The sequence below is a fragment of the Bacillus sp. FSL L8-0199 genome, assembly GCF_038005705.1.
In the GTDB taxonomy this organism is placed as follows: domain Bacteria; phylum Bacillota; class Bacilli; order Bacillales; family Bacillaceae_G; genus Bacillus_A; species Bacillus_A cereus.
In genome coordinates, this window is record NZ_JBBOTS010000002.1 from 426,536 (window position 1) to 452,405 (window position 25,870).

Here is a 25,870-nt window from a genome sequence, read left to right on the forward strand (position 1 = left end):
TTATGATAGCAATTGTATTCCCAAAAGCAATGTTTCAAGTGAATCTTAACATACCTGTAACTACATTGGTATCAATAAAATATGGATTGGATTACAAATAGTGGTTTCGAATATTAGAAAAAGTTTAAGAATTAATTACTTTTCAGGAAGAAAAATCCTTAAGAGGAACTTGTAGAGATAAATTTTTAGAGGAAGTATCCATAGCAGATGCTTTTTTCATTGTTGTATAAAATTTATATATTAAATGAGAGATTTATTAAATAGAAAACTAAAAAACTCTATAATCCCCAAACATTAATTCATAACTAAAAATGTTTTAACAAATGATTGTTTAATTTTTCTACAACTGTTCTTTTCATCACATAGGTAAAGTAAATTAATTATATTTAGTTGTAATATGAAATTCTTTTTCTTATAGTTAATTAACTTTAAATATATATCATTCTTAAAGAGTGATATATTCTTCTCTATTTACCTATACCTATATTTTTATAATTTATCATTTTAGCCAAGAAGACTCCTTCCTTAAGGAACGCGAAGTGAGTACGTGGGAGATTCATGTCAGTTGGCATAGGCCAACATGTTTGCTATCATTTACTTGTACAGATTGCTCTTCGAAAACTGAGGATATGAGGTTGGTTGCAGAAAAACGTTGCAACCGTAAAATCTTCAACGTTCTATCACCCCACACTTACTGAAGTTGCGAAAACCAAGCTAAAGTAGGTAGTATGGTGAATTATTCAATAGAATTGTCCCTTGTTTTAACAAATGAGTTTTTGTAAATAATATGTTTGTTAAAAAATTAATTAAGGGGGACTTGTATGCCACAGGATCGAAAAGCAAAAGTTCAAAAGGATGCATATGAAAGAAAAGAGATTATGCCAGATAATTCACAATCTCTACCGCGTCACATGCAAAAAGAGCTGCCTCACGAATTTTCTGTAAATCCTCTGTTTGCCCGCGAAGGAGAATCCGTCGTTCCGCGCTTTCATATTCCTGATAAAGGTATGTTACCAGAAACAGCGTATCAAATCGTCCATGATGAAATTGCTCTTGATGGAAACGCCCGCCTGAATCTTGCAACATTCGTTAGCACATGGATGGAGCCTGCCGCAGAGCAATTATATGCAAAATCATTCAACAAGAACATGATTGACAAGGACGAATATCCACAGACAGCTGAAATTGAGGAGCGGTGTGTCCGCATCTTAGCCAACCTCTGGCATTCGCCCAGCCCCCTTACAACTATGGGCGTTTCAACAACTGGATCGTCGGAAGCATGTATGCTCGGTGGACTTGCTTTAAAGCGACGCTGGCAAAATGCACGTAAAAACGAAGGGAAGCCAGTGGATCGTCCCAATATTGTGTTTAGTTCGGCTGTTCAGGTCGTTTGGGAAAAATTCGCGAATTATTGGGAGGTTGAACCACGCTATGTGAAGATTAGCCCAGAACATCCCCAATTGGATCCTCAGGGAGTCCTCGCAGCCGTGGATGAAAATACGATTGGTGTGGTACCGATTCTCGGTGAAACTTATACCGGTCTTTACGAACCGGTTGCCACAATTGCGAAAGCGTTGGATGATTTACAGGCGAGGACGGGTCTTGACATTCCCATGCATGTGGATGCAGCTTCGGGAGGATTTATAGCACCGTTTCTTCAACCAGATTTAGTCTGGGATTTTCAATTACCGAGGGTGAAGTCCATCAATGTATCCGGACATAAATATGGATTAGTCTATCCTGGATTGGGTTGGATAATTTGGCGGGAAGCTGAAGATCTCCCTGAGGATCTAATCTTCCGTGTTTCCTATTTAGGCGGGAACATGCCGACCTTTGCCCTGAATTTCTCTCGTCCTGGTGCACAAGTGCTCCTACAATATTACAATTACCTGCGTCTAGGAAAAAGTGGGTACTATGATGTACAAAGGGCTTCCCAGAAAGTCGCTCTTTTTCTTAGCAAAGCCATTCAGAAGATGGAACCGTTCGAACTTTTGTCCGATGGTTCGGATATTCCGGTTTTCGCTTGGCGACTAAAAGAAGGTTACACATCAAATTGGAATCTTTATGATTTATCTCGACAATTGCGTGTGTTCGGCTGGCAAGTACCTGCCTACCCATTGCCTCCAGATATGGAAGCGGTGACGATTATGCGCGTTGTGGTTCGAAATGGATTTTCCATGGATCTTGCACATTTATTTTTGAGGAACCTCAAACAGACCGTTTCCTTTCTGGATTCCCTTGACGGACCTATGCCACATGATACGAAATGTGATAATGGGTTTCACCACTAAATGAAAAAAGCCTAATTTCTTCATATTAAATTGAGAAGTTAGGCTTTTTAATATTGAAATTTCTTTAACGCTGTAAATCCGCATTTTCTTGACACTAACCTATGCCCATCAAGCTAAAACCCTGAAGTTTCATTAACAGATTTTTCTTCTTACTACCATACAGAAATTGTCCCTTATCTCTTGCTAGTACTTTTTCTATGCATAATATTATACACACATTATAATAGTCACCTAATTACATATGAAGAGGTGCAAAAAATAAATAAGACAGAAATAACAAAAGTAGTAGCAGAAAAAACGGAACTTATACAAAAGGATCCAGTTGCAGCAACACAAACTGTTTTAGATACAATAACAAATGCGCTAGCAAATGGAGAAAAAGTACAAATTCTTGGTTTTGGTACATTTGAAGTACGTGAACAATCTGTACGTACAGGACATAACCCACAAAAGGTGAAGAAATGCAAATCGCCGCTTCAAAGGCATCTACTTTTAAAGCTGGAAAAGAATTAAAAGAAGCAGTGAAATAATTATACATAATTAAAGGAGATTGATATTCATATAAGCCCTTTTTTTAATAGCCTTGTTGGGATATCGCCAGCATTTTGGAAAAAATCCATACTAAAAAAAAACTGGCTCCTACAAGAGAGGCTAGTTTACGTAAAATTCGTTAACGGTAGTCAATGTATCTATAAGTCTACAGTTATTCGTTTCTGAAATCGTATGTATCCTCAGGAACATTTAACATATGTCCGTTAATGATTACTGTATCATTGTCTTTCCATACAATCTTTGCCGTATCTTCTCGGTAATTCCAATACACATTCTTTGTCTTGAAATATTCACGATGATTAAATACTAACTCTCCCCTAACAGCAAAACTTGTTGTTGCTCCGCCATTTGTTACATAAGCTTTAAATGTATATGTTCCGTCAGGAGATTGTTTTTCAGCAATCTTTTCACCTGTAGGTAGTCGATCCATACTGAAGAATGCCCAATAAACTCCGTATACGAACAAACCAGCTATACAAAATAATATAATTAACACTTTTTGTTTGGTTTTCTTAATTTCTTTCTCTGTAAAATTCATGTTTTAGCTCCTATTAATGTTTTTTATAGCAAACCACTTCTGTTTGGAGGTAAGGTCAATCTTTGTTTTGTTTTTCTAACAGTTGAATAACTCTATCTAATTTTTGCTCAACTTGATTTTGTTTCTTTTGATTACTGTTACGCTGAATTATACGTATAATTCCTCCAAATAGTGCACCAATGATTATTGCAATAATGATGCAAAAAATAGTCGTTTCTAAAGGCATTATTTAGAACCCCTTTTTTCCTTATTGTACCATTTAGAAGAACTAATATGTTTTGTGATTTAACTTGTATATTGTATACAAGTTAAGTTAACATAACGTCCTATTATTGGTAGCAAAGAAAAAGGCGAACCCCTACTTTCAAGAGGAATTCACCTTTTTCTATACCCTATTCATATTTATATATATTTCTATCATGGTGCGGTTTTCAGGTTCTCCTTTGTTACTAAATGAGCCGAAAAAATGTATAAAATCTTGCATGCTCTTAGCATGGTTTTTTCCGAGATGCTGGCGGTACCCCATCCCCATCAAGCTAATAGTTTTAATTACCCCCATAACGAAAATTTTATGCATCGTTAACTATTGATAATGATAGGTTATGTTAATAAAAATTGTATGGGTGATATATCATAAGTATTTGTATTTCGAGTTATAAATTGTTATGATAAACTGGTTAATTTAGGGAAATAAAGGAGGGGAAATATGGATTTAATCAAAGAAGTGACTTTATTAAGATATCAATTTAGACTTATGCAAAGTATGATTCAGTCAGATGAATTCCCATTTTATAGATTTGTTATAGATCATGAATTTGAAGAAGAACAAGTAAATGCCTTAAGAAAAATTTTAATTGCATTTCATGATCGATTAACTAGAGAAGAAGTTTCGATTTTTGCCCAAAACGATCATTTATTTTCTAAATTTAAACTTCCTTTAGATATGCTATACAGCCCAGAAAAGCCTAATTTAGATGAGTTTAAACTATATATCACTAAGATTTTTTATCAAGAATTTGAATTGAAATACTTATTATTAAGTTTAAAAAAACAATGTATTTTTGTGAATGTCTGTGATTATCTTTTAGAGCAATTAAAAATAATTAATAACGTTTGATTATATAGATATATAAAGGTGATATAAATAATTATTAAACGGCTATTTGGTACCGTTACATCGATATAAAACTAAGGTTTTGCACTATCCATAAAGCAAAAAAGGCGTTATCCTTTCTGTAGAATTATAGGAAAGGATGGCGTTTTTTATGTCTGTTTCTGTGTCTGATGAATTACAACTATTTGCTCAAGAGATTCAAAGTTTTTTATCTCCAAATACCTTACGGGATCTTGCTAGAGATGTTGGTTTTGTACAACGAACTAGTAAATACCAAGCAAAAGATTTAGTCGCTTTATGTATATGGATGAGTCAAAATATCGCTACAACCTCTTTAGCTCAGTTATCTAGCTGTTTAGAAGCATCCACAGAAGTACTTATCAGTCCAGAAGGACTGAATCAACGGTTTAATACATCAGCCGTTCAGTTTTTACAACATATATTGACTAACCTTCTAAATAAAAAATTAACTTCATCTATGCCACTTTCTTCTCCATACACCTCTGTTTTCAAGCGTATTCGCATTTTAGATTCCACTGCATTTCAGCTTCCAGATATATTTTCAACCATTTATCCTGGGGCTGGAGGATGTAGCCATACTGCTGGGATGAAAATTCAACTTGAATATGACCTATTAAGCGGACAATTCCTGCATATCCATACAGGTCCAGGGAAACAACATGATCGAACCTACGGTTCTCTGTGTGTTCCAACTGTAGCACCAAATGATTTATGTATCCGTGATTTAGGGTATTTTCATTTAAAAGATCTTCAACATATACAAGATAAAAAGGCTTACTATATCTCTCGTATTAAATCCAATACACGTATTTATCAAAAAAATCTCACACCTGATTATTTTCAGGATGGAAGCATCAAGAAAGGTACAGAGTATATACAGATAGATATGGAGGTATTAATGAACTCTCTCCAACCAGGAAAAACCTATGAAATATCCGATGCTTATGTAGGAATGACTGATAAAATCCCAACTCGTGTGATCGTTCATCGGCTAACAAAAGAACAACAACAAAAACGATTACAAGATCAAACTGTAAGAGAAAAAAAGAAAGGAATGAAGTACTCTGCTCGTAGTAAAAGACTTAGCGGTATCAATGTATACATGACCAATACCTCTACAGATATTGTCCCGATGGGACAAGTACATGATTGGTACTCTTTACGTTGGCAAATCGAGATTTTATTTAAAACATGGAAATCATTCTTTCATATTCAGCATTGTAAAAAGATAAAACGAGAAAGATTGGAATGTCATTTGTATGGGCAACTGATTGCCATTCTACTCTGTTCGTCTACTATGTTTCAAATGCGACACTTACTTCTTATGAAAAAGAAACGAGAACTGAGTGAATATAAAGCCATATATATGATTAAAGATTATTTTCTTCTTATTTATCAAGCTACACAGAAAGACACCCAAGAACTATCAAAGATTCTCATTCGCCTGTTCAACCTCCTACAGCAGAACGGGCGAAAATCCCATAGATATGAGAAAAAAACCGTCTTTGATATATTAGGTGTCGTTTACAATTGTACCATGTCTGATGATCAAGCGGCCTAATTCAAAAAATGAAACCCGATAGGGTTTATTTCGCATGCAACTCTTTAAATTCTCTACACCTAGCTTTTAGAAAAAAGAAACAAGTTCTACTATACTTGACGTTGTAAGGGCTTAGCTTGATAGCGATGTGGCGGTACCCCATCACCATCAAGTTAAAATTTTATAATGCCCCCAAAACGAAAAATTAGAGTCTTTTATAGCAATGAAGTTCATTTTTACCGTTTTGGGGGCAACCTGTGCTGTTAGGTTGATGGATGTGTGGTGCGACCCCATTTATAAATCACTTCAATAACGCATGAGAATGGCTATTATTTAGACTACAAGTTTCCTTAGGAGCACATCATTATCAATCTAAGATTTTTTACTATCAATTTAAATTTATGAAAAATATGTATTCATAAAAATTTATTTTTGTTTTAATCATAATTTCTATTGTTTTAGTAAAACATAGAATTGATATGAAAAAGGAGGAATAAAATATGCAATTAGCTACACATGAATTACGTGATTTAAGTGAATTAATTGCTGGTTGTTACAATACAATTAATACGATGAGTACATACATTAAGCAGGCACAAGATCCCGAATTAAAACAATTATTGCAACAACATTTTCCATTACATGTGCAGGATTATAATTTAAAAGTTGAATTCGTACAGAGTCTAAGTGAACCAAATATTGAAAAATTTCAGCCATCTAAGTTAACACCTGTACTATCTTCTTACTTAAGAACACCTGTTGAAGAATTGCCGCCTGTTACTCCGGATGTAAGCGGAGCACCACCTAATGACCGAGCAATTGCAACTGGATACTTATTAAATCAAAAGTCAGCAGCTTTAAATTATGCTGGTTCTGTATTAGAATGCGCAAACCCTAACTTAAGAACATTCTTAGAAAATGCATTCTTAAATAGTGGTAGACATGCATACGATGTATGGCAATATATGGTCAAAAAAGGGTATTATCCATTATCTACAGCTCCAGAATCAGAAGTGCAAACTTTAGCTACTATATATCAACCTGTTAATCAATCTTTTTAACCATACAATTAACTTTGAATGCATGTAATTCACTTTAAAAACTGTTAAGAATCTTGATTTGAAATAAAAAAGAGGAAACGCAATTAGAAACCGCTAGTTTTTTTACTTAGTAATTTTTCATTTCAAATGGTCTGTTAGTGGTCATCATACATGCCCATCAACTTAAGGATTTTATAACACCCAAAAACGAAAAAATTGTCTGCTTTCTATTGGTTAATGAGGAAAAGTGGAAAAACGTTAGTTAAAAAACGCAAGCCTCTTTTGATTAGGGGTTTGCGTTTTTTATCATATACTTTATTTTTTCTCTTCACGAGCTAAGTCGATTACAATATTCTTTTTATATAAATCTATTGCCTTCAGTTAACATAACCATCTTATCAGTATTCAACAATGGATAAAATTTACATTCCGGGAGAAGTTGTATTTTCTTAGCTTGATAGCGATGTGATGCTACCCCTAAGTCTTCCATCTTAAAAATAATTAGGATAGGATTTTTTGATAAATACGTGTATTCGATTTGATACGTGAGATATAATAAGCCTTTTGATCTTGTAAATGTTAAAAATTTTTCAAATGAAAATAGCCTAAATCTCGGATAGATAAATCATTCGCTATTACAGTTGGGACACACAGGGAACCGTAGGTTCGATCATGTTGTTTACCTGGTCCTTTATGAATATGAAGGAATTGTCCACTTAATAAATCATACTCAAGCTGAATCTAAAATACGAATACATTTGAAATTAGAAGTATATGGAGAAGAAATCGGCATAGATGAGGCTAATTTTTGGTTTAGTAGTTCAGCTAATATATGTTGTAAAAATTGAACGGCTGATTTATTAAACCTTTGATTCAGTCCTTCCGGACTGATGAGTACTTCTGTGGATGCTTCTAAACAGCTAGATAACTGGGCTAAAGAGGTTGTAGCGATATTTTGACTCATCCATATACATAAAGCGACTAAATCTTTTGCTTGGTATTTACTGGTTCGTTGTACGAAACCAACATCTCTAGCAAGATCCCGTAAGGTATTTGGAGATAAAAAACTTTGAATCTCTTGAGCAAATAGTTGTAATTCATCAGATACAGAAATAGACATACAAAAACGCCATCCTTTCCTATGATTCTACAAAAAGAATAGCGTATTTTTTCATTTTAGGGGGGATTTTGTTGAATTAGCTTGATAGCGATTGGTGGTACCCCTTATAGGATAATAGAAGTTTGCATTTTCAATTTTTTCACACTCTATTAACAAGGCAGTTATAGCATCCTGGTTTAGCGTTAAGAATGTGAATATATTCTACTTCTTTATTATCAAAAATTTCATCTATATTTTCTCTTAAATTTACACCTTCTGTAACCCTTGCTTCTACAATCATTGAGTCAGCATTGTAGCCGCGTACAGATAGATACCTATGATGTAACATATGCGGAATTTCATTTACATCTAGCTTAGCAGTAGTTGCTCCCTTTCGTATAAATATAGGACCACTTGCTTTATAAGGCGAATTAACACTATGATATTGGTAATTCAGTAAAATTACCTCTTCTCCTACCTCTGCATCCTTCAAACTTATCCTGCAAGGATATCCAGGATTTTTGTTTGCTATTATTTTGACTGCCCCGATACTTTTTAATACTTCTTCATTCATTAGAAATAGGTTATTAAACTCCTTCTCTTGTAACGCAACGATTTGAAAGTTATTTCTCATATTCTATCCCTCCTTAATTAGTTGTTATAAAGCATTTCACTAATGATGCTACCACTAAAGTTCATAAAACTTGTTCAATAATCCTGCCCGTTTGTTGAGGATTGAATTAAAAAGCTTACAATTCTATAACAGAGAAAAAATGGCTTATTATTGTTCAATACAAAGTTGTTTACTTTTAATCAATCAGTAATGATTTATCAAAAAATACGATGAGTACAAAGCACTCTTGTTAATTCATGCTATCTTTTGTTAAAGAACGTGAATTCAGTCAAGTTCTTGGTTTACGGTATTTCCACTATGGAAAGCACGGAATTGACTCGGTGAAAATCCTGTATTTCTTTTAAATGCATTATAAAAGCTAGATACACTTTGATAGCCTGTTTGATAACCAATCTCTGTACTATTAAAGACCGTTGTCAAGAGAAGTTCCTTTGCTTTCTTAACTCTGATCCTTTCTAAATATATTCGAGGAGTATACCCTGTTCTTTCTTTGAAAATCCGATTTAAATGAAAACGACTAACTCCTACCCTTGATGCAATTTCATTTAAAGACATGTTTTGAACATAATTATTTTTTATCAATCGCATAGTATCTTCCAAAACGCATTCGAACGGGTCGTATATTTTTATATTTAGATCTGATCGGCATCTTTTGCATGGGCGATAGCCTGCCCTTTGAGCTTCGTGCGCATTTGAAAAAAAGGATACATTTTCATAATTAGGAACCTTAGACTTGCAAGAAGGCCGGCAGAAAATTCCAGTTGTCTTGACTGCGTAAAAGAATATCCCGTCATACGCTGAATCACATGATACTGTTGCTTTCCACATGGTATCTCTGGAAAGGTTATTTTGATCCTTCATTAGAATTTAATCCTCCCTTGTAGGCGAAAATCTTATTACTCAAAATCATATAAATCGCATATATAGCCACGACAATTAACGGAACAAATATATACAATTGAAAAAATGGAATCACCAGCAAACATAAAATGAAAGAGATTAACGATGCCCACCATGCCCGTGTGTTCTTCCTAAATAATTTAACGCCTGCTGCCATTGAAAGAACATAAACTAGAATCCCAAGAGAAGTCGGTATAAACAAAATATCATCAAACGTTAGTGACAAAGCTTTTGTCACTAACACACCTGCTACCGAAAAACAGATAACAAACAATACCATCTGTCTTGGAATTTGAGTAGTTGCATGCAGCCTTGAGAAAAATTTTGGGAAAGCACCATCTCTGCTTAATGAATATCCTAATTGCGTTAGGCTGGCTACAAAAGCATTCGCTGTCCCTGTACAAATAATTAAAGCTAAAACAGCTGTAACGACTTTGGCACCTCCGCCTACTGTATCTCCCATTATAACACCAATAGGAGACAGGTTGCTTTCTTGACTGCCATACGTGGCCGTTCCAATAGTGACAAGGCTTAGCGCTAAAAATAATAATCCAATGACAACTGCACTAATAACTGCTCCTTTGACAATATCTTTTTCTGGCCTTTTAAAGTGCTCAGCCAGATTACAAATCGCCTCCCAACCGAAAAATGACCAAAAGATAACCGTTATAGCGTTCCCGACAGAAAACCATCCATTTGGAACAAAGGGAGTAAAATTTCCCCATTGTATTCTTGGAAACGCCACAAATACAGCTGACGCTAAAAGAATCAGTAATAAGGAACTTAAAATCAATGCAACTTTACCACTAACATTTACGCCGTAATAATTGGAAACACCTGCAATTACCAAAATAAAGACGGCAATTAAAATTGTTTCAAAATGCGAAAATCCAAATGCCTGACTGACGTAAAAAGCACCAGTTAAAGATACAATCGTTTGACCAACTGCTGCTGTTACAAAGTAAAACCACCCAACGATATTGCCAAGATGATATCCAAAAGAATTTCTAACAAAGGTTGCTGCTCCACCGGAATCAGGATATATCCGTGCCAAACTAGCAAAGGAATAAGCAAGCGGAAAACTAATTATAATAACGATAAACCAGGATACAATAGATGCAGGGCCCGCTATTGAGGCCGTTACCCCCGATAAAAAAAGGACACCTGATCCTAGAATAGCTGAAATGTATAACGCAATTCCTTGAAATAATCCAATGGCTTTATTGTTCATGATCTCCCCCCTTTATAGGATTTAGTGTACTAGTAAAAGGGGGGGGAATTCTTCTTGTTTTTTGCGGTTTAATTCGTTTAATAAAACAATCATAAGCATTTTTATTATATTTCTTCTTCAACAATCTGGCCCGATTGTTGAAGAAAGTAGCCTGTTCCAATAAAGAACTTTATTGTTCAGTAAACAACTTGTCATGAAACCATAAAACGAACCGAAATTTTTCTTAAGAGTAGAAAATTCGGCTCGCTTTATGTTGGAATTTGCTTAGCGTATATTTTCGTTAAAATGTGGGCGGGATCCCATGCCCATCAACTTAAAATTTTAAGGTATCCCCAAAACGAAAAAATGAGCTTTTTTATTACAAATTAGCACAAAATCTTGTTCTGGGGGTAGTTGTATTTTCTTAGCTTGATAGCGATGGGGTGGTACCCCTAATAAGAGAAGATAAAGTGCTCATCGCCCTTGATTGGGCTTTAAAAAAGTAGCATGTTTGTCCCAACCGAATTGAATTTTCCATTCTTCTTCGAATCCACTCTCAGTAACTTTATTCTTACGTAGTTCTTTCGTCGTATCTTCTTGATATTTAACGAACATTAATTGCTGTGCCCTGATAATAGCCGTATATTGAATCGTTATGTTTTCCCATAATATATCAATCGGATTCTTATCTATGATCTCAGCAGCTAAATCAGCTACATCTTCTGGAAAATATTTATGGAAGAAACCATGTGTTACAGCATTGTATGTAAAACTATAGCCTTCTCTAATTTCTGTGGCTCAATGTGTTGTTTAACTAATTCCACCCCCAATAACTTTGTTGATTAAATGACCGACAACAACTGTTTGTTCTTGTTTATTTAGTTTCATCTTTATTTCACCTGCACTTCTAGAAAATTCACATGAGTCTTTAAATTTCCTACTTCACGCGATAAATTATTGATCTGGTCTTGTTGTTCCGCAACTGTTTTAATTAGCTTATCAATTCTTTACACTAATACCGCACATTGATTCTCCATTCTTCAGCCTCCTCCGAAATTACTCTAATTTAGTATTGAAATTCTCTAAAACTCGATGTATTATATTTTTGTGTTTTTCTCAGTTCCCAAGCCGAGAATACATCATCACTTCTGAAAGGACCCGAACTCCAGCGGGTTCTTTTTATTTACTTGAACTCATTTTCGAATTATTGTATTATATTTTCGGGTCTTGCTCCATAAATCATTATCAGGAGAATCTGCAGGTTTGCAGGTTCTCTTTGTAAAATAAAAAACATCCATTATATGAACACTTCATGTTATTATGATTAAATTGTTTTAATTCAGTTTGATATGCAGGTGAAACGAATGGAAAATAAAATTTATGTATATTAAAATTATACTAAGTTTAACTAATAAGCATCCAAGTTTCTTTGATTAATCACTACATTTTCTTTAGAGCTATATCCACATATAAAAAGACACTATACAGTGTCTTTTTATATGCTTTGTTCCTTTAATCAATAGTAGTTTCCTAATGTAGATAGGCTCCCGTAGATTTCATAAACGCCCTCCTCTATATATTAAGGGGCACTACCTTATGGTAATTATATATATATTTGTAATATTCTGCATATTTTTTATAAACTACCTAAATATTTACAATTATCAGAAGAGTGTTATATTGATAGTAATCTATTAAACATTAAAAGTTTAATAGCAAAAAATAAAGGGGGATATAAATTATGATGAAATCTAAAATCAAGAAAGCTATAGGAGGGATTGCTTTAGCAACTGCTTTAGTTACATCCGCATTACCTGTCAGCGCAGCTACTGAATATGTATGGGTTAGAGATGCATATCCAGGATATGATAATTATGTTTTTGATAGCGCAAAGCAACGAGTTCAAATTTGGTCTGGAAATAATTATTTTTATGTAGATTGTGATTTTGTTGAATATGGTAAATGTTTTGTGAAAAGATAAATAGAAATCAAGAAAATGCCAACTTTTTTGGCATTTTCTTGATTTCTATTTGTATTATGTGGATCACCATACATGCCCATCAGCTTAAGAAAAATAAACGCCCTAAAACGAAAAAAATGAGCTGACTTCTCAAAGTAACTGCCTGTAGAGAAAAGAAATTTTCGTTTAGGGGGTACTTCAAAACCTTAGCTTGATAGCGATGTGGTGCCACCCCATCACCATCAAGCTTAAGATCTTGAAGGTACCCCAAAACGAAAAATGTACTTATCTGCATCAGCTCAGTTTATACACCTAGCGGTTTATTCTTTGATAGTTTTTGTACTTCTGTTTGAATATAAATAAAGTAAGTCCCACTTATCCAAAAACACCCCTGATTTCCATTATGTATAGGAAATTAAGGGCATTTTCCAGTATATAAAACTTCAACATTAATAATAAGTCTTCTTTTAAAATATAGATGGTTAAACAGATGAAAAACTTCGATTGTTATATTTTCCCTTATTTCTTAAATAAAGGTGCTACTTTATCAATTTGATTTGTCCAAATTCCACCTGTATAATCGTCAGGAAGGCGTTTTATATCTTCAGATGAGTCAAATCCACTTGAAAATCCAAACCCATTTCCTCCTACAACGATAACTCGAGTATCTGCTTTATCCATTCGATTAAGAAAACGATTTGGCCATCCCCAAAGCCAAGGAGCTACTTTGTCTGGTATATGTAACTCTCCATGCTTCAGGCTTGAAGGTATGTAGCCAGTCCACCCTAATACCATATAAGTAATAAGATCTTTTTTCATGGTCGCTTTTGACATTGTTCGTAAACTAGGGATGCGCTCTTTTATCGCAGCAATTGGTTTATCGCCACCATATATAGTTAGTTGATCAAGGCGTTTCGCTGGTAATTTCTTAAGGTGAGCAGCCAATTGGATTCCTTCATTTTTATCATCACTTTTAATATGAATAAGAAAAGAACGATCTGGAAAATGGTTAAGTACTTCATCAAGTGTTGGCATAAGATTAATCCCTTTACCACGAAACGGGAATGTTTTACCTCCATCAGCTGTATAACCGTAACCAATATCAAGTGCTTGTAATTCTTTTGTTGTAAAATCTCTTGTAACGCCTTTACCATTAGTACGGCAATCAAGCGTCCAGTCATGAAAAATAACAAAATTATTATCTTTAGTTGGTTGAACATCAAACTCTACTAGATCAGCTCCAGCTTGAAATGCCGCTTCCATAGATGGGATTGTATTTTCTAAATAAGAATGTTCAGGTTTATTTATACGTTCTGCTGTACATGTATCGCTCTCAATCTCTTCCATGCTAAATGTTTGCGAAAGTCCTCGGTGAGCAAGAAGAAGAGGAGTTCCATCGTCCCTCTTAGCAAAAAAAGAACTGTTATTTACATAAACAAATACGAATAGGATAAGGATTATCCAAGTCGTTTTACGTTTCAATAACCTTTTTAGTTTGTTCATTGTATGCTCCTCTTAAATTTTGGTTGAAATGCCTTAAACAATTTTCAGCATTTAAATACTGGTAAATATTAAAGCCTATCTTATTTTTTCGCAATGGATATAATTGTTAATTAAAGGCTGGTACTATGATATAAAACGGGAGCAATAGAAATCAATTCAATAACCACCCAACCTTCAATAAGAGTAGTTTTGAAAGATTTCTATGAGAATTTAATATAAATGAGTATTTGTAATATCCTATTATTTAAGAATCAATTTACTATATGTATATAATTATCTAACAGCATCTTAATAACCTTATTGAAGGATTAGAGGCCGTCTAAATATAACTGGATAATAAATTAACATCATACCTACAAATGAGCAAACCAAATAAAAAATAGCCTCGTATTTTATTACTAGAGAAATATTATTATCAATCTTTTTTTCATCTCTTTTATATAACATTTTGAATAATACTTTATATAATAAATACCCAATAATTGCTCCCAGGGTGTTCATAGATAAATCATCAATATCTGTAATTCTATTATCTAGCAATTGACCTAACTCAATAGCCAATGAAAAACCGAATCCAGCATAGGCAGTACTTTTCACTCTTCTAAACTGCGGCCAAATAGCCGGCAATAAAAAACCTAATGGCATAAACAGTAAAATGTTTAAGACATAAGTAGTCATACCTTCAGAAGCAAATGGAATCAAGTTAATTTGATTTGCACGAATTAATGTTTCGTATCTACCTATGTCCCATATAGTCCCTATCTGCGTCACCTTATACACTAGTGAAAGGTAGAATAGAAAAACATACACCCATAGAAAATGCTGAATAGATATATTTTTTTTCGTTTTAAAATAAAATCCAATTTGAAACATTATACAAAAAATAATAGTAAAAAAATAAGTATATAAATAATTAATCAAAACTCCTGAATGCATTTAAAATCTCCTAACTTTACATTGTAATCTATAACTTTGTCATTTTAGAATATAATTCAAGAACGGGTGGTCATAATCACCCCACCCATATCTTTTACAGGTATTTCAACGTCAATTGTCTTGCTTTGAAAAAAGGGATAATATGACATCGTATATTTTCCCCCCTCAATACTTGTTGCTGAAATGCTCTCTTCTTCTTTTAAATAATCCAGGTATTCTTCCAAGGCTAAATTCATTTTTTGCATAATCGTACTGTGAGGCAAACCGGCATAGCGAATATGCCAAGGTTCATATTGAATACCTGTAACATCCATTTTATCCGAGGGATAGCGTAAGATAAAGCCGTATTTCCAAGCATTTTTTTCTATCCACTTCCCTTCAGGTGCTCGATCCATTTGCGTTAAGCCTGATCCTATATCAAGTGATAAACCTGAATTATGTTCACTATAACCTGCTGGTAAGGCATAATCAGCCCCCATCTCATGGTAAACTCCACTTTGCTCATCAAAGTCACATTAACCACTATTAATTAACAATTGATTAACGCCTTCCTTTACAACATTATTAATCATCTCTGAAAAATTTTTTACTATTTCTTTTGATAAATAAATATTTGTATTAAGCAACCCGTATCTGTTTATCAATTCATTATGTTTAGATAAATTTACGATATCTGATTTCACACTCTCTTGGCGCATAGGATATTTACTGTTAATTAAGAGCAGATTCCCTTGATAGATGTGTTCTTTTACAATCTCTTTCTTTTGAATAATTGAGGTAGTCCCTGTATTATCTATGTTATCTTTGTGATTTTGATCATATTTTTGAACCTCTACTTTATTCTGCAAAAACAGTGCTTTATTCATGAAAGCAAAACCTAAGAAAAATAACAATAAAAAAACACCACTTCTTCATTTTCAGCTTCCTCCTTAGGTAAATGACTTGATGATAATGTCACGCTGATTCAAACGCTGAAGATTTCGGATATGAAACTCTTAACGATTACTTTCTGCAAAGCGATGCTATATCTAGATGTGTATACTCTGTTCAGTGGTGTGCAGGAACATCCAAAACAGTAGATTGCTCATTTGGCACAATTCGCTAAAAGGAAAAGAAATATTGTGTCACTCTTTTTCTAAACATTTGAGCTATTTTAATCCACGCATAAGTTATCATATCTTTCTTTGACGAAATAAAAAAAGCTCGTTCTTATGGTTTAAGTCTACCGCATAAGAACGAACCATTTTTTAATATTAAATTGTTAATTTCCTAAGAAAAAGTAGAGATAACCTTAAGAATTTCTTAAGAAATAATGATTATTTTCTAAGGATCCCCTTTATCAACCGAGTCTTGGAAGACTGGAAGTTCTACCGTGAAAGTCGTAGAGTTATCATTACTTTCCGCGTAAATCTGTCCGCCATGCTGAACAATGATTTCTTTTGCAATCGCTAATCCAAGTCCCACGCCGCCCGTATCAGAAGAACGGGCATCATCCAATCTGTAAAACTTTTCAAATATGGTAGCGAGTTTATCTTTCGGGATGTTTCCGGCGTTCTCAAAAACGATGGATACCATATCCTCGGAGAGGTCCGCCGTAATGTCAATTACACTGTCGTTCTCGCTGTATGCAGCGGCATTTTTCAAAATATTGTTAAAGACCCTCGCTAGCTTATCAGGGTCACCAAATACGGACAAATCTTCAGAAGCATGGAGTACCACCTGTTTCCCCTTCGCAGCAAGCTGGGGATAAAATTCATCAGTCATTTGCACCAGCATATAGTATAGGTCTATGTGCTTTTTCGTGAGCGTAATCGTTTGAAGGTTATATCGCGTAATCTCAAAAAACTCGTCGATTAGCTGTTCCAGGCGATACGCTTTGTCTAACGTGATATGCACGTACTTTGCCTTTTGCTCTCTTGGCATGTCTGGTGCCTCGTCAAGCAGGATCAGATAACCGATAACTGATGTAAGGGGTGTTTTAATATCGTGTGCCAAGTACATAACAACTTCATTTTTCCTTTGTTCGGCCACCTTTGCATCATGCTCTCGCTTTTCAAGGGTTCGCTTTAATGTGTTGAGCTTCTGTTCTATGAACTCCATTTCCGCAGAAAGCTCAATTTGTTTATCTTCGTTCTGAATAAGTATATCAATACCGGTATTTATCTCTTCAAAGTATTTTACAAATTTTAAAAGCATAACTCGGCATAGAATAAGAATACTAATGGCAACCGCCACATAAATAAAAATTTCTATATTGTTCCGTACAGTATACTGATATATTATCATTGCGTCCCAACGCTCTAAATGATAACTGTTTTCCAAAAAACGTACGATCCACTCCCCAAGTGTCCCTTGGATAAATAGACGCACAAACAGCACAAATACAACTGCTGCCATGACAATCGTAAGGATATATTGGTAGAGTTTTCGTTTTAATTTTGAATAATCGATTTTTTTATTTTTATTTTTCAATTTTATAGCCGATCCCCCATACCGTTTTTATATACTTCGGATTATCAACCGTGTCGTTCATCTTTTCTCGCAGATGTCGGATATGCACGGTGATAGTGTTATTGCTCTTGCTGAAATATTCGTCACCCCATATCTCATGAAACAGCTGCTCAGAGCTAACCACATTCCCCTTGTTTTCACAGAGGATACGCAGGATTGAAAACTCGGTGGGAGTGAGAGATAACGGCTTCTCGTTCAGAGAACACTCATGCGTGCTTATATTAATGACAAGACCAGAGTGAACGATAACATTCTCGTTCTGTGCCATTACTCCATTGTATTTTTTATATCGGCGTAACTGCGCCTTGACTCGCGCAATTAACTCTAGTGGGCGAAAGGGTTTTGTAATATAATCGTCCGCACCAATTGTTAGCCCTGTAATTTTATCTACTTCCGTATCTTTCGCCGTCAACATGATAATTGGATAGGTGTGCTTGTCCCTTATTTTTTGACAGATAGTGAGACCACTTACGTCGGGAAGCATGATATCCAATATTGCAAGGTCAAGCACATTCTTATCTATACATTCCAATGCTTCTTTGGCGGTATAGTATTTGAAAACCGTATAATTCTCGTTTTTCAAATATAGCTCAACCAAATCCGCAATTTCGCGTTCATCTTCCACAATAAGTACTTTATCACTCATGTTTACCAATCCTCCTCTATGGATGTGCTTTTTTTCAATTGGAATCTTTTCTGAATAACGAGCCTATCATACCTATTACACCAAGTAAAGTCATATTTCTGTATATAGACACAGTCGGTTACACAAAATAGATTTTCGGATTTACTCATTTATTAGGATTTAATTTTACGTCAAGAATAAGAGATCCATCAGACTCAAAATTATTTACAATAGATAAAGCAAATGAGTATCCAAAACTAGAAGGAGGTCCCGTCCTATCCATATCAACCTAACAAAACAAGGTCCCCTTCCTAAAATGAAAAAATATGCTAATCTCTCTGTAGAATTATAGGAAAGGATGGAGTTTTATTATGGATTTTCCGATTCTTGAAGAACTTCAACTAATTGCTGAAGAATTACAACGACATATGTGTTCCTATGTTCTAGAGCACTTAGCTAAAGAAATGGGATTTGTTCATCGAAAGAGTAAATATCAAGCAAAGGAATTAGTTGATTTATATGTAAGGCTTAGCCAACAGGTTGTAAGTACATCACTCACACAATTATGTAGCTGTCTTGAAGTATCTACAGGTGTTCTTATCAGCCATGAAGGGCTTAACCAACGATTTAATGCTTCCGCAGTACAAGTTTCTTGAACAAGTTCTTGCTAACCTTCTAACTCAAAGAATTCATTCAACACAAGAAATAATTCATCAATACACCACGACCTTTAAGCACATTCGGATTCTAGAGTCTACAACATTTCAGTTTCCAGATAAGTTTTCTTTACATTATCAAGGCGCGGGGGGAAGTATCCATACGGCAGGAGTTAAAATTCAATTAGAGTATGACTTATTGAGTGGGAAGTTCCTGCACGTTTATGTAGGAGAAGGAAGAGAAAATGATAAAACCTTTGGTTCAACAAGCCTACAAACCATTCGACCAAAAGACTTGTATATACGAGGTTTAGGCTATATTGACTTACATGATTTACAGAATATCTGAAAGACACTCGTATACGAGTGTCTTTTCAGGCTGTGGAGAAAGTCTTCTCCACAGCCTGTTTTTGTGTCTGAACCTCTTTTTATGTGTCAACACTGATAAAAAAGAGGAAAAGGAGAGAGTTTTTATGATGGGTGCTTTAAAAAATCATCGTGATGAACGTGTATCTGTTTCTGTAGAAGAGTTGGTTCCACAAGATCATTTCCTTCGTGCGATTGAAGCGACAATTAGTTTTGATTTTATTGAAGAGAAATTACGCCCTTATTACTGTGAAAACAATGGACGTCCGTCAATCCATCCTATCGTTTTATTTAAAATGATGTTTATTGGATATTTTTACGGTATTCGTTCGGAGCGTCAATTGGAAAAAGAGATTAAAACGAATATCGCCTACCGTTGGTTTTTAGGATTTTCTCTATCAGATACTATTCCAGATCATTCTACAATCAGTTGGAATCGCCGTACCCGCTTTATTCATACAAATATTTTCGAAGAAATTTTTGATGAGATCGTGAGGCAAGCGACAGAGCACCAGATGATGGGAGGACGTGCGCTAATGACAGATTCTACGCACATTAAGGCCAATGCCAATAAAAATAAATTTGTACATAAATATAAAAAAGAAAAAGCAAAGTTTTATATAGATGAGCTAGAAGCTTCGGTAATCGAAGATCGTAAGGTACATGGAAAAAAGAATTAAAACCTAGAGAGGAAAGTGATACCCCTACCAAAAAAACTCGTATAAGTACAACGGATCCAGATAGTGGATTTTTAATGAGAGATGGAAAACCGAACGGTTTTCATTTCTTAGACCATCGTACGACTGATGCGAAGTACAATATTATTACAGATACCTATGTAACGGCTGGAAATATGGCAGATTCCGAGCCATATTTAGCACGCCTCCAAGCTCAAATTGATAAATTCGGGTTCAAAGTAGAAGCTGTAGCTCTTGATGCAGGCTATTTTACGAGCTATATCTGTAAGAAATTATCGGAGAGAAATATATTTATGGTGATGGGGTATCGCCGATTTGGAAAAAGAAATAAAGAAGTACCAAAAAGCCAATTTAAATATGTAGAAGAAATGAATGCATTCGCTTGTCCGATGGGGTGTATTTTAGAGTATGCGACAACGGATCGTGAAGGATATCGTCAATATAAATCGAAGCCAGAAGACTGCGCTGTTTGTCCGCTACGTGAGGTATGTTTTTCAAAGAAACAAAAACAAAAAGTTATCACTCATCATATATGGGAGAAATATAAGGATATCGCTAGAAAAAACAAACTAACAGTTACAGGGAAAAAGTTGTACAAAGTACGCTGTTCAACTATAGAGCGAAGCTTTGCAGACGCCAAAGAACTACATGGCTATCGATATGCTCGATTTCGAGGGCTGAAGTCTGTCCAAATGCAGGCTTATCTCACTGCAGCTTGTCAAAACATGAAAAAAATAGCCCTCCATCTGACCAAAAAAGGTCTGGTGGAGGGCTATTTTTTTGAAACTCTATTATTTTATGTTGTTTTTATTCGCTAAAATCAAAATGATTCCAGAGTGTTGGGAACCCCTAAAGGGTTTCCCAACACTCTGGAAAGACACTCGTATACGAGTGTCTTTTCTTTATGCAAAAAAATATTTTCAAACAAAAAACCCTTTATAAAAGAACACAAGTTCGTATATAATAAGAACAAACGTTCTTTTCATTTAAGGAGGAATAACAGTGTATGACTATTCTATCTTACCGAATAGAATCATCTTATGTGTGGACTTACGAAGCTTTTACGCTTCAGTAAGTTGCATCAAAATGGGGTTAGATCCTATGTATACAAAATTGGCAGTAGTCGGTGATGTAAATAGAAACGGTTCAATCGTTTTAGCTGCCACTTCACCATTAAAAGCATTAGGTGTAAAAAAGATGGCCAGATTATACGAGATTCCTCGCAGAAAAGACATTCTTGTTGTAAATCCAATTATGGGTACTTACATAAATTGCTCCAATTACATAACAAAGCTAGCTTTACAGTACGTTCCTATTGAGGATTTTCACCAATATTCCATCGACGAGTTCTTCATGGATATTACGGATAGTATTCATTTATTTGCTAATGATCCCTATGAGTTTGCGTTGAAATTTAAACGTGAAATATATGTGAAAACACGGATCGAATGCACAATAGGAATTGGCCCTAACCCTTTAATGAGCAAAGTAGCTTTAGATATTGAAGCAAAGAAGAATCAAAACGGCATTGCTTATTGGAAATATGAAGATGTCCCAACAAAATTATGGAGCATACGACCGCTTAATACATTTTGGGGCATTTCGTACAAAACGGAAGAAAAGTTGAATCGAAAAGGAGTGCATTCTATAGGAGATTTATCCAATTACCCTCTTAAATACTTAAAACAGAGCTTCGGTAAGATTGGAGAAGAATTACACTTACATAGCTACGGAATTGACTTTAGTCGCATTTCAGAAAAATATGTTCCTGCCACAACTTCTGTTGGGAAAAGCCAAATACTCATGCGCGATTACACAATAGAGGAATTTTCGATTATTCTACTGGAACATATTGAAGAAGTTTGTTATCGGCTTAGAAGACAAAATAAGCTTGCTCAAACCGTTCATTTTTCAGTCGGTTATAGCAAGACTTATAACGGTGGTATTAGAAAAACACATACTTTAAGTCGTCCAACTAACCTAACAATGGATATTTATAGGATCTGTACATACTTTTTACATCAGCAATATACTGGAGAACCCATTCGCAGCATAAACATTTCTCTAACGAATCTAATTCGAGAAGGGGAGGAACAAATTTCTCTTTTCGATAATGTCCTGCAACGAGAACAAGAAGTAAAACTAACAAAAGTAATGGATGAAATACGCACAAGGTATGGGAAGAACAGTATATTGCGGGGAATTTCCTACATGCATAGCGCCACAGCTAGATACAGAAATACACTAATAGGGGGACACAAATCATGAATAACGCTAATATGCCAAAAGGAAGAAAAATGGTCAAGTGGACTCCATTCGCTGCATTAACATCTCAATTTGATGGGATACGTGAAATGATTAAGGAACAAAACAAATTACCCCGTCCGATCTTAACAACTGAGGAAAAAGAACGAATTGAAAACATGTTATTATGTTCCTTAGTATCTGAAGAAGAAATAATGATTACATATTATGAGGATGGTTATTTACTCACTAGTTATATGACCGTTGTTGATATTGATCCTTCAAATAGCGCTGTTATATGTACGGATGCTTTTTATAATAAGATGAAACTGCAATTTTCTAATATAATAGATGTTAAATGAAGTGAATTAACGTAATTACGTTTGGATTATTAAAAAGGAGTGTAAAAATGCAAGGAAATCAGTTAAGAAAGAACGCCGCAGGAGCAATTATTCATAATAATATTAATAACTATCACATTCTAAATATACCTATGATTATTAATAAGGAAGATGGGATCATTTATGAGGTGTTAAACGCTGGTTTTCAAGCTAATGATGCAGTAGCAATGATAACAACGGATGGTTTTGCTACAACCAGGGTAACTGCGCCTGTTATAACAGTAAAAAACAATGATGGTAGTATTCAATTATATCGCTTACCTTTAGAACTAGAACATTGGGTACTTTCTTGTATGCGTGCTGCTTCAGTAGGAAAAAATCCGTTTCCCTGTAAAGTTGCATTCGGAATTATAGACACAAAATTTTTTGCAGAATTCAAATGAAAAGGTCTGTTTATTCAGCAGACCTCTCATCAATTATAGCTATATACCTTTTTGTTTGTATTCGATGTTATTAACGAAACTTAGGGAAGGTATATACGGTGCCCGTAGAATCGTAATGTCTTGATTTAACAGAGATACATATTGATTAATCAAAGTCATGCATTTGCATGGCTTTTTTGTTATTGATTCTGGTTTTACATTGTAGGGGTACGGAAACGATTCGAGGTATGAGGGGCCACTATGAAAGAAAACCTAATTGATACAATAAAAACCGTAGAAATTAAATATTTCCACGGTTTTTATTTTTACCTAAGATCCTTTTAATTATTTTACAACAATATAGAACTTACCTGGCATTTCATTTTGTGCATCTTGAAATATTTTTAAAATTAAATCCGCATAAGGTCCTAACATTTTTTGAGTACTCTCGAAAAATTCCCATTCTATTGTTATAGGAAGACCTATAAATCCAGTTAAACAGTCCCACAAAGCATCTGCATTTTCCTGAAGCTACCCCTATAGGGGTTCAGCCGAGATACGTGTAAAAATGGGTCACAGCGATACAATATTTACCAAACGGTGGTTATTGAGGGCTTTTGTAGCATCACCCGAAGTCACTCTGGCTCCAGCATCGAAATAGGTTAGATTGCTAAAGGTACCTCTATTGTTTCTCGTAGACGAAGCATATACTTCTCAAACATGCCCTTGTTGCCAAAGAAGAAAGTGTGGACACGTAACTACGTTTGTGTGTGCGGCTACGAAGAACACTGGGACATTCACGGTGCCCGCAACATTTTGGTAAAAGAACTGTACGGAAAGATGTGTCATATCCCGGAAGAAACGAAGAGAAAGTATTTGTGGATTGCGTAAGCAAAAAGTAGTAGACGGTGTGGTCCCACCCTTCTGCATGTGCAGAAGTTGCTTAGTCAAATGAAGAAAAGGAGTCCCTGCATAGGTGCAGAGAGGAGATGGAAAATCCGCTTCTCATGGGACCTTGTCTTTGTTGATGCTAAGAAATCCCCACTTCAAGCGGAAGCGAGTAAGTGGGGGAGGTTCATAGTGAATTATTTTTGTACTTAAATTACTTAATCTCTAAAATCATTGCTAGATCGATTGCATAATTCGTGCGAGTTCTTTTTCTAAAGCAGCGGGCTCGTTTGCATAATTGTAAATCCCTAAAAACTTCTCTATAGCCTCTGGATGGGAACTGATTAGCTTGTTGACAGCATCCTGTTGTTCAGATATGCGTTCATTCTTCGAAATTTGGCATCCCATGTGAAACCGAACCATAAACTCATCTTCTATTGCCTTTTGATATTCTTCAGACATTTGATTTGATTGATCGGATTGTCCCTTATATTTTGATAGAATATTGGATAATATACGTGCTCCACATATAGCATCATGAATACCCTGCGCCATGCCAGGATCTTTAAAACAAACTGCATCTCCAACCAACGCCCATCCTTTTCCCATTCCTTTATACCAGTAATTATCATATCCGAGAATGCCTTTGACCGGTTCTACTAGTTCTGCATTTTTCAAGCGCGCCCCAATTGTTGTATTCGGAAAGTTATCTGTAAAGAAATTGCGTAAACAGCTTTCCGGATTTAATTTCAACCGTTCTATCAATTCCTTATTTTCTAATGGGAAAATGCCGACAATTACATATAAATCATCATTCGTCGGAAAGAGAATGGCTGTGTTATCTTTTATCTTGTATACTTCAAATTTAGGGACATTATCGTGGCGAAATCCAGAGAAATACCCGAAATAGATGCCGACTGTTGCCGGAATACTTATTTTGAGTTCACTTTTTACCAGCTTGCGAATAATAGAGGATCGGCCGTCTGCCCCGACTACCAGGCGAGCTAAAAATTCTTGTTTCTCGTTGTCGCCGTCTAAACCTTTCACGCCTATCACTGTTTCGTCATCACGGATGACATCCGTCACACGAAATCCTTCTAAAACAGTTACATTCATTTGGGATTTGGCTTGTTCAAGTAGAATATGATCGAGATAAGTTCTTCTAATACAATAACAACTTTCCTCTCCGTAAACCTCAGGGATGAGACCTTCTATCACGGTATCCTCAAATTGAAATTTAATATCCCGTACCGGCGGTGCTTTTGTTTCCAATAACTTGTCCAGGACACCGGTTTCTCGAAGAAGAGCGACAGTATTATTGAAAAAGGTATGAGTTGATAATGTGTCCCTTGGAAAATTCGCTCGGTCCACTAACAACACATGGAAACCTGCCTTAGCAAGATAAATTGCAAGGGTAGAGCCGGCACATCTAGCACCGGTAATGATGACATCATACGTCTTATTCATCGTATCACTCCATTTTCAAGTATAATTATTAACTTGCTTATCCATTAGTAGAGTTCTAAAGTTAATGCCCCTACGAGTTAAAGTAATGGGGAAAATTGATAAGAATGCACTACATACATAAAGTATGGAAGCTAAAACGAAATAAGTACAGAAAATTCTCACCTGCTATACAATTAAAAAGAATTTGTGGTAAAAATCGGAATGATAATTTAAGTATTAAATAAAGGTCCGTTTACTTGTCTCGTGAAGAGTTAATGATGTATATTCACAAAAATGGTTGTTAAAACATCGACTCCAAACTCCTTGTATAAAGT

General features: G+C 35.1%; 21 protein-coding genes and 6 pseudogenes. 13 read left to right on the forward strand and 14 right to left on the reverse strand.

Features of this window, described 5'->3' with window-relative positions:
* Positions 1 to 821: 821 nt before the first annotated feature.
* Together NST86_RS29850 and NST86_RS29855 are read left to right on the forward strand one after the other, a co-directional pair.
* Positions 822 to 2,291, forward strand: a complete 1,470-nt coding sequence (locus NST86_RS29850; RefSeq protein ID WP_086423435.1) for a glutamate decarboxylase — start codon at positions 822 to 824, stop codon at positions 2,289 to 2,291.
* 258 nt (positions 2,292 to 2,549) lie between these two features.
* A pseudogene (locus NST86_RS29855) lies at positions 2,550 to 2,821 on the forward strand (HU family DNA-binding protein).
* Between the two features lie 173 nt (positions 2,822 to 2,994).
* Here the strand turns inward: NST86_RS29855 and NST86_RS29860 are convergent.
* Both NST86_RS29860 and NST86_RS29865 read right to left on the reverse strand, forming a co-directional pair.
* Positions 2,995 to 3,381 (reverse strand): DUF5412 domain-containing protein, encoded by a 387-nt coding sequence (locus NST86_RS29860; protein WP_044585223.1) that lies wholly within the window; start codon positions 3,379 to 3,381, stop codon positions 2,995 to 2,997.
* Between the two features lie 55 nt (positions 3,382 to 3,436).
* Positions 3,437 to 3,607 carry a DUF4083 family protein gene (locus tag NST86_RS29865; RefSeq protein WP_086423436.1) on the reverse strand — a complete coding sequence of 57 codons (171 nt, stop codon included), beginning with the start codon at positions 3,605 to 3,607 and terminating at the stop codon, positions 3,437 to 3,439.
* 480 nt (positions 3,608 to 4,087) lie between these two features.
* On the opposite strand from NST86_RS29865, the gene NST86_RS29870 reads away from it, so the two are divergent.
* The 3 genes from NST86_RS29870 to NST86_RS29880 all read left to right on the forward strand — a co-directional run bounded on the left by NST86_RS29870 (position 4,088) and on the right by NST86_RS29880 (position 7,117).
* Entirely contained in the window at positions 4,088 to 4,498 is a 411-nt protein-coding gene (locus NST86_RS29870) for a DUF1878 family protein (protein ID WP_086423311.1), read from the forward strand.
* Between the two features lie 148 nt (positions 4,499 to 4,646).
* The gene (locus NST86_RS29875; RefSeq protein WP_086423312.1) at positions 4,647 to 6,077 is read left to right on the forward strand and encodes an IS4 family transposase; all 1,431 of its coding nucleotides are present in this window, start codon (positions 4,647 to 4,649) and stop codon (positions 6,075 to 6,077) included.
* A 479-nt stretch (positions 6,078 to 6,556) separates the two neighbouring features.
* Positions 6,557 to 7,117: a spore coat protein gene (locus NST86_RS29880; protein WP_086423438.1), complete on the forward strand. Its 561-nt coding sequence runs from the start codon at positions 6,557 to 6,559 to the stop codon at positions 7,115 to 7,117.
* A gap of 492 nt (positions 7,118 to 7,609) precedes the next feature.
* On the opposite strand, the pseudogene NST86_RS29885 reads toward NST86_RS29880, so the two are convergent.
* The 5 genes and pseudogenes from NST86_RS29885 to NST86_RS29905 form a co-directional block, all read right to left on the reverse strand.
* Positions 7,610 to 8,216, reverse strand: a pseudogene (locus NST86_RS29885) (transposase); the annotation flags it as partial.
* A gap of 139 nt (positions 8,217 to 8,355) precedes the next feature.
* A complete protein-coding gene (locus NST86_RS29890) occupies positions 8,356 to 8,829 on the reverse strand; it encodes a DUF1203 domain-containing protein (protein WP_001245414.1) in 474 nt (157 codons plus the stop codon).
* Between the two features lie 264 nt (positions 8,830 to 9,093).
* On the reverse strand, positions 9,094 to 9,690 hold the full coding sequence (locus tag NST86_RS29895; protein ID WP_000654819.1) for a bifunctional transcriptional activator/DNA repair enzyme AdaA: 597 nt from the start codon (positions 9,688 to 9,690) through the stop codon (positions 9,094 to 9,096).
* On the reverse strand, positions 9,674 to 10,960 hold the full coding sequence (locus tag NST86_RS29900) for an APC family permease (protein WP_001060118.1): 1,287 nt from the start codon (positions 10,958 to 10,960) through the stop codon (positions 9,674 to 9,676). The genes NST86_RS29895 and NST86_RS29900 overlap by 17 nt, the downstream gene beginning before the upstream one ends.
* A 433-nt stretch (positions 10,961 to 11,393) precedes the next feature.
* Positions 11,394 to 11,704 (reverse strand): annotated as a pseudogene (locus NST86_RS29905) (phage terminase small subunit); the annotation flags it as partial.
* 976 nt (positions 11,705 to 12,680) lie between these two features.
* Here NST86_RS29905 and NST86_RS29910 point away from each other — a divergent pair.
* Positions 12,681 to 12,920 (forward strand): hypothetical protein, encoded by a 240-nt coding sequence (locus tag NST86_RS29910; protein WP_000978065.1) that lies wholly within the window; start codon positions 12,681 to 12,683, stop codon positions 12,918 to 12,920.
* Between the two features lie 498 nt (positions 12,921 to 13,418).
* Here the strand turns inward: NST86_RS29910 and NST86_RS29915 are convergent, their stop codons facing one another.
* The 5 genes and pseudogenes from NST86_RS29915 to vanR-A all read right to left on the reverse strand — a co-directional run bounded on the left by NST86_RS29915 (position 13,419) and on the right by vanR-A (position 18,495).
* The gene (locus NST86_RS29915; protein ID WP_086423107.1) at positions 13,419 to 14,402 is read right to left on the reverse strand and encodes a glycerophosphodiester phosphodiesterase family protein; all 984 of its coding nucleotides are present in this window, start codon (positions 14,400 to 14,402) and stop codon (positions 13,419 to 13,421) included.
* 297 nt (positions 14,403 to 14,699) lie between these two features.
* On the reverse strand, positions 14,700 to 15,338 hold the full coding sequence (locus NST86_RS29920) for a VanZ family protein (protein ID WP_086423108.1): 639 nt from the start codon (positions 15,336 to 15,338) through the stop codon (positions 14,700 to 14,702).
* 56 nt (positions 15,339 to 15,394) lie between these two features.
* Positions 15,395 to 16,204: pseudogene (gene vanY / locus NST86_RS29925) on the reverse strand (VanY-A/VanY-F/VanY-M family D-Ala-D-Ala carboxypeptidase).
* Positions 16,205 to 16,661: 457 nt separating this feature from the next.
* Positions 16,662 to 17,816: a vancomycin resistance histidine kinase VanS gene (gene vanS / locus NST86_RS29930; RefSeq protein WP_340935150.1), complete on the reverse strand. Its 1,155-nt coding sequence runs from the start codon at positions 17,814 to 17,816 to the stop codon at positions 16,662 to 16,664.
* Positions 17,800 to 18,495, reverse strand: a complete 696-nt coding sequence (gene vanR-A / locus NST86_RS29935; protein WP_086423111.1) for a vancomycin resistance response regulator transcription factor VanR-A — start codon at positions 18,493 to 18,495, stop codon at positions 17,800 to 17,802. Before vanR-A ends, vanS begins: the two co-directional genes overlap by 17 nt.
* 176 nt (positions 18,496 to 18,671) lie before the next feature.
* On the opposite strand from vanR-A, the gene NST86_RS34960 reads away from it, so the two are divergent.
* The 6 genes and pseudogenes from NST86_RS34960 (at position 18,672) to NST86_RS29960 (ending at position 23,222) form a co-directional block, all read left to right on the forward strand.
* Positions 18,672 to 18,767 carry a hypothetical protein gene (locus tag NST86_RS34960; protein ID WP_372584817.1) on the forward strand — a complete coding sequence of 32 codons (96 nt, stop codon included), beginning with the start codon at positions 18,672 to 18,674 and terminating at the stop codon, positions 18,765 to 18,767.
* Between the two features lie 78 nt (positions 18,768 to 18,845).
* Positions 18,846 to 19,476: pseudogene (locus NST86_RS29940) on the forward strand (IS4 family transposase); the annotation flags it as partial.
* Between the two features lie 127 nt (positions 19,477 to 19,603).
* Positions 19,604 to 21,012 (forward strand): IS1182 family transposase gene (locus NST86_RS29945; protein WP_140159006.1). Its coding sequence is split into 2 segments (ribosomal slippage): positions 19,604 to 20,165 and positions 20,165 to 21,012, totalling 1,410 coding nucleotides; the frame shifts between segments, so codons are not numbered across the junction.
* A gap of 184 nt (positions 21,013 to 21,196) precedes the next feature.
* Positions 21,197 to 22,462, forward strand: coding sequence for a Y-family DNA polymerase (locus tag NST86_RS29950; protein WP_227593450.1), 1,266 nt, complete (start codon positions 21,197 to 21,199; stop codon positions 22,460 to 22,462).
* A complete protein-coding gene (locus NST86_RS29955) occupies positions 22,459 to 22,800 on the forward strand; it encodes a YolD-like family protein (protein ID WP_074790875.1) in 342 nt (113 codons plus the stop codon). Before NST86_RS29950 ends, NST86_RS29955 begins: the two co-directional genes overlap by 4 nt.
* Positions 22,801 to 22,847: 47 nt before the next feature.
* Positions 22,848 to 23,222: a hypothetical protein gene (locus tag NST86_RS29960; protein WP_086423602.1), complete on the forward strand. Its 375-nt coding sequence runs from the start codon at positions 22,848 to 22,850 to the stop codon at positions 23,220 to 23,222.
* A 324-nt stretch (positions 23,223 to 23,546) separates the two neighbouring features.
* Here NST86_RS29960 and NST86_RS29965 read toward each other — a convergent pair.
* A pseudogene (locus NST86_RS29965) lies at positions 23,547 to 23,726 on the reverse strand (barstar family protein); the annotation flags it as partial.
* Between the two features lie 160 nt (positions 23,727 to 23,886).
* On the opposite strand from NST86_RS29965, the gene NST86_RS29970 reads away from it, so the two are divergent.
* Positions 23,887 to 24,024: a zinc ribbon domain-containing protein gene (locus NST86_RS29970; RefSeq protein WP_198284614.1), complete on the forward strand. Its 138-nt coding sequence runs from the start codon at positions 23,887 to 23,889 to the stop codon at positions 24,022 to 24,024.
* A 302-nt stretch (positions 24,025 to 24,326) separates the two neighbouring features.
* Here the strand turns inward: NST86_RS29970 and NST86_RS29975 are convergent, their stop codons facing one another.
* On the reverse strand, positions 24,327 to 25,556 hold the full coding sequence (locus NST86_RS29975) for an NAD(P)/FAD-dependent oxidoreductase (protein ID WP_001044754.1): 1,230 nt from the start codon (positions 25,554 to 25,556) through the stop codon (positions 24,327 to 24,329).
* Positions 25,557 to 25,870 lie beyond the last annotated feature (314 nt).

Coding starts and splice junctions, on each gene's coding strand:
- NST86_RS29850 (WP_086423435.1), top strand. CDS start 822: ATGCCACAGGATCGAAAAGCAAAAGTTCAAAAGGATGCATATGAAAGA.
- NST86_RS29860 (WP_044585223.1), bottom strand. CDS start 3,381: ATGAATTTTACAGAGAAAGAAATTAAGAAAACCAAACAAAAAGTGTTA.
- NST86_RS29865 (WP_086423436.1), bottom strand. CDS start 3,607: ATGCCTTTAGAAACGACTATTTTTTGCATCATTATTGCAATAATCATT.
- NST86_RS29870 (WP_086423311.1), top strand. CDS start 4,088: ATGGATTTAATCAAAGAAGTGACTTTATTAAGATATCAATTTAGACTT.
- NST86_RS29875 (WP_086423312.1), top strand. CDS start 4,647: ATGTCTGTTTCTGTGTCTGATGAATTACAACTATTTGCTCAAGAGATT.
- NST86_RS29880 (WP_086423438.1), top strand. CDS start 6,557: ATGCAATTAGCTACACATGAATTACGTGATTTAAGTGAATTAATTGCT.
- NST86_RS29890 (WP_001245414.1), bottom strand. CDS start 8,829: ATGAGAAATAACTTTCAAATCGTTGCGTTACAAGAGAAGGAGTTTAAT.
- NST86_RS29895 (WP_000654819.1), bottom strand. CDS start 9,690: ATGAAGGATCAAAATAACCTTTCCAGAGATACCATGTGGAAAGCAACA.
- NST86_RS29900 (WP_001060118.1), bottom strand. CDS start 10,960: ATGAACAATAAAGCCATTGGATTATTTCAAGGAATTGCGTTATACATT.
- NST86_RS29910 (WP_000978065.1), top strand. CDS start 12,681: ATGATGAAATCTAAAATCAAGAAAGCTATAGGAGGGATTGCTTTAGCA.
- NST86_RS29915 (WP_086423107.1), bottom strand. CDS start 14,402: ATGAACAAACTAAAAAGGTTATTGAAACGTAAAACGACTTGGATAATC.
- NST86_RS29920 (WP_086423108.1), bottom strand. CDS start 15,338: ATGCATTCAGGAGTTTTGATTAATTATTTATATACTTATTTTTTTACT.
- vanR-A (WP_086423111.1), bottom strand. CDS start 18,495: ATGAGTGATAAAGTACTTATTGTGGAAGATGAACGCGAAATTGCGGAT.
- NST86_RS29955 (WP_074790875.1), top strand. CDS start 22,459: ATGAATAACGCTAATATGCCAAAAGGAAGAAAAATGGTCAAGTGGACT.
- NST86_RS29960 (WP_086423602.1), top strand. CDS start 22,848: ATGCAAGGAAATCAGTTAAGAAAGAACGCCGCAGGAGCAATTATTCAT.
- NST86_RS29975 (WP_001044754.1), bottom strand. CDS start 25,556: ATGAATAAGACGTATGATGTCATCATTACCGGTGCTAGATGTGCCGGC.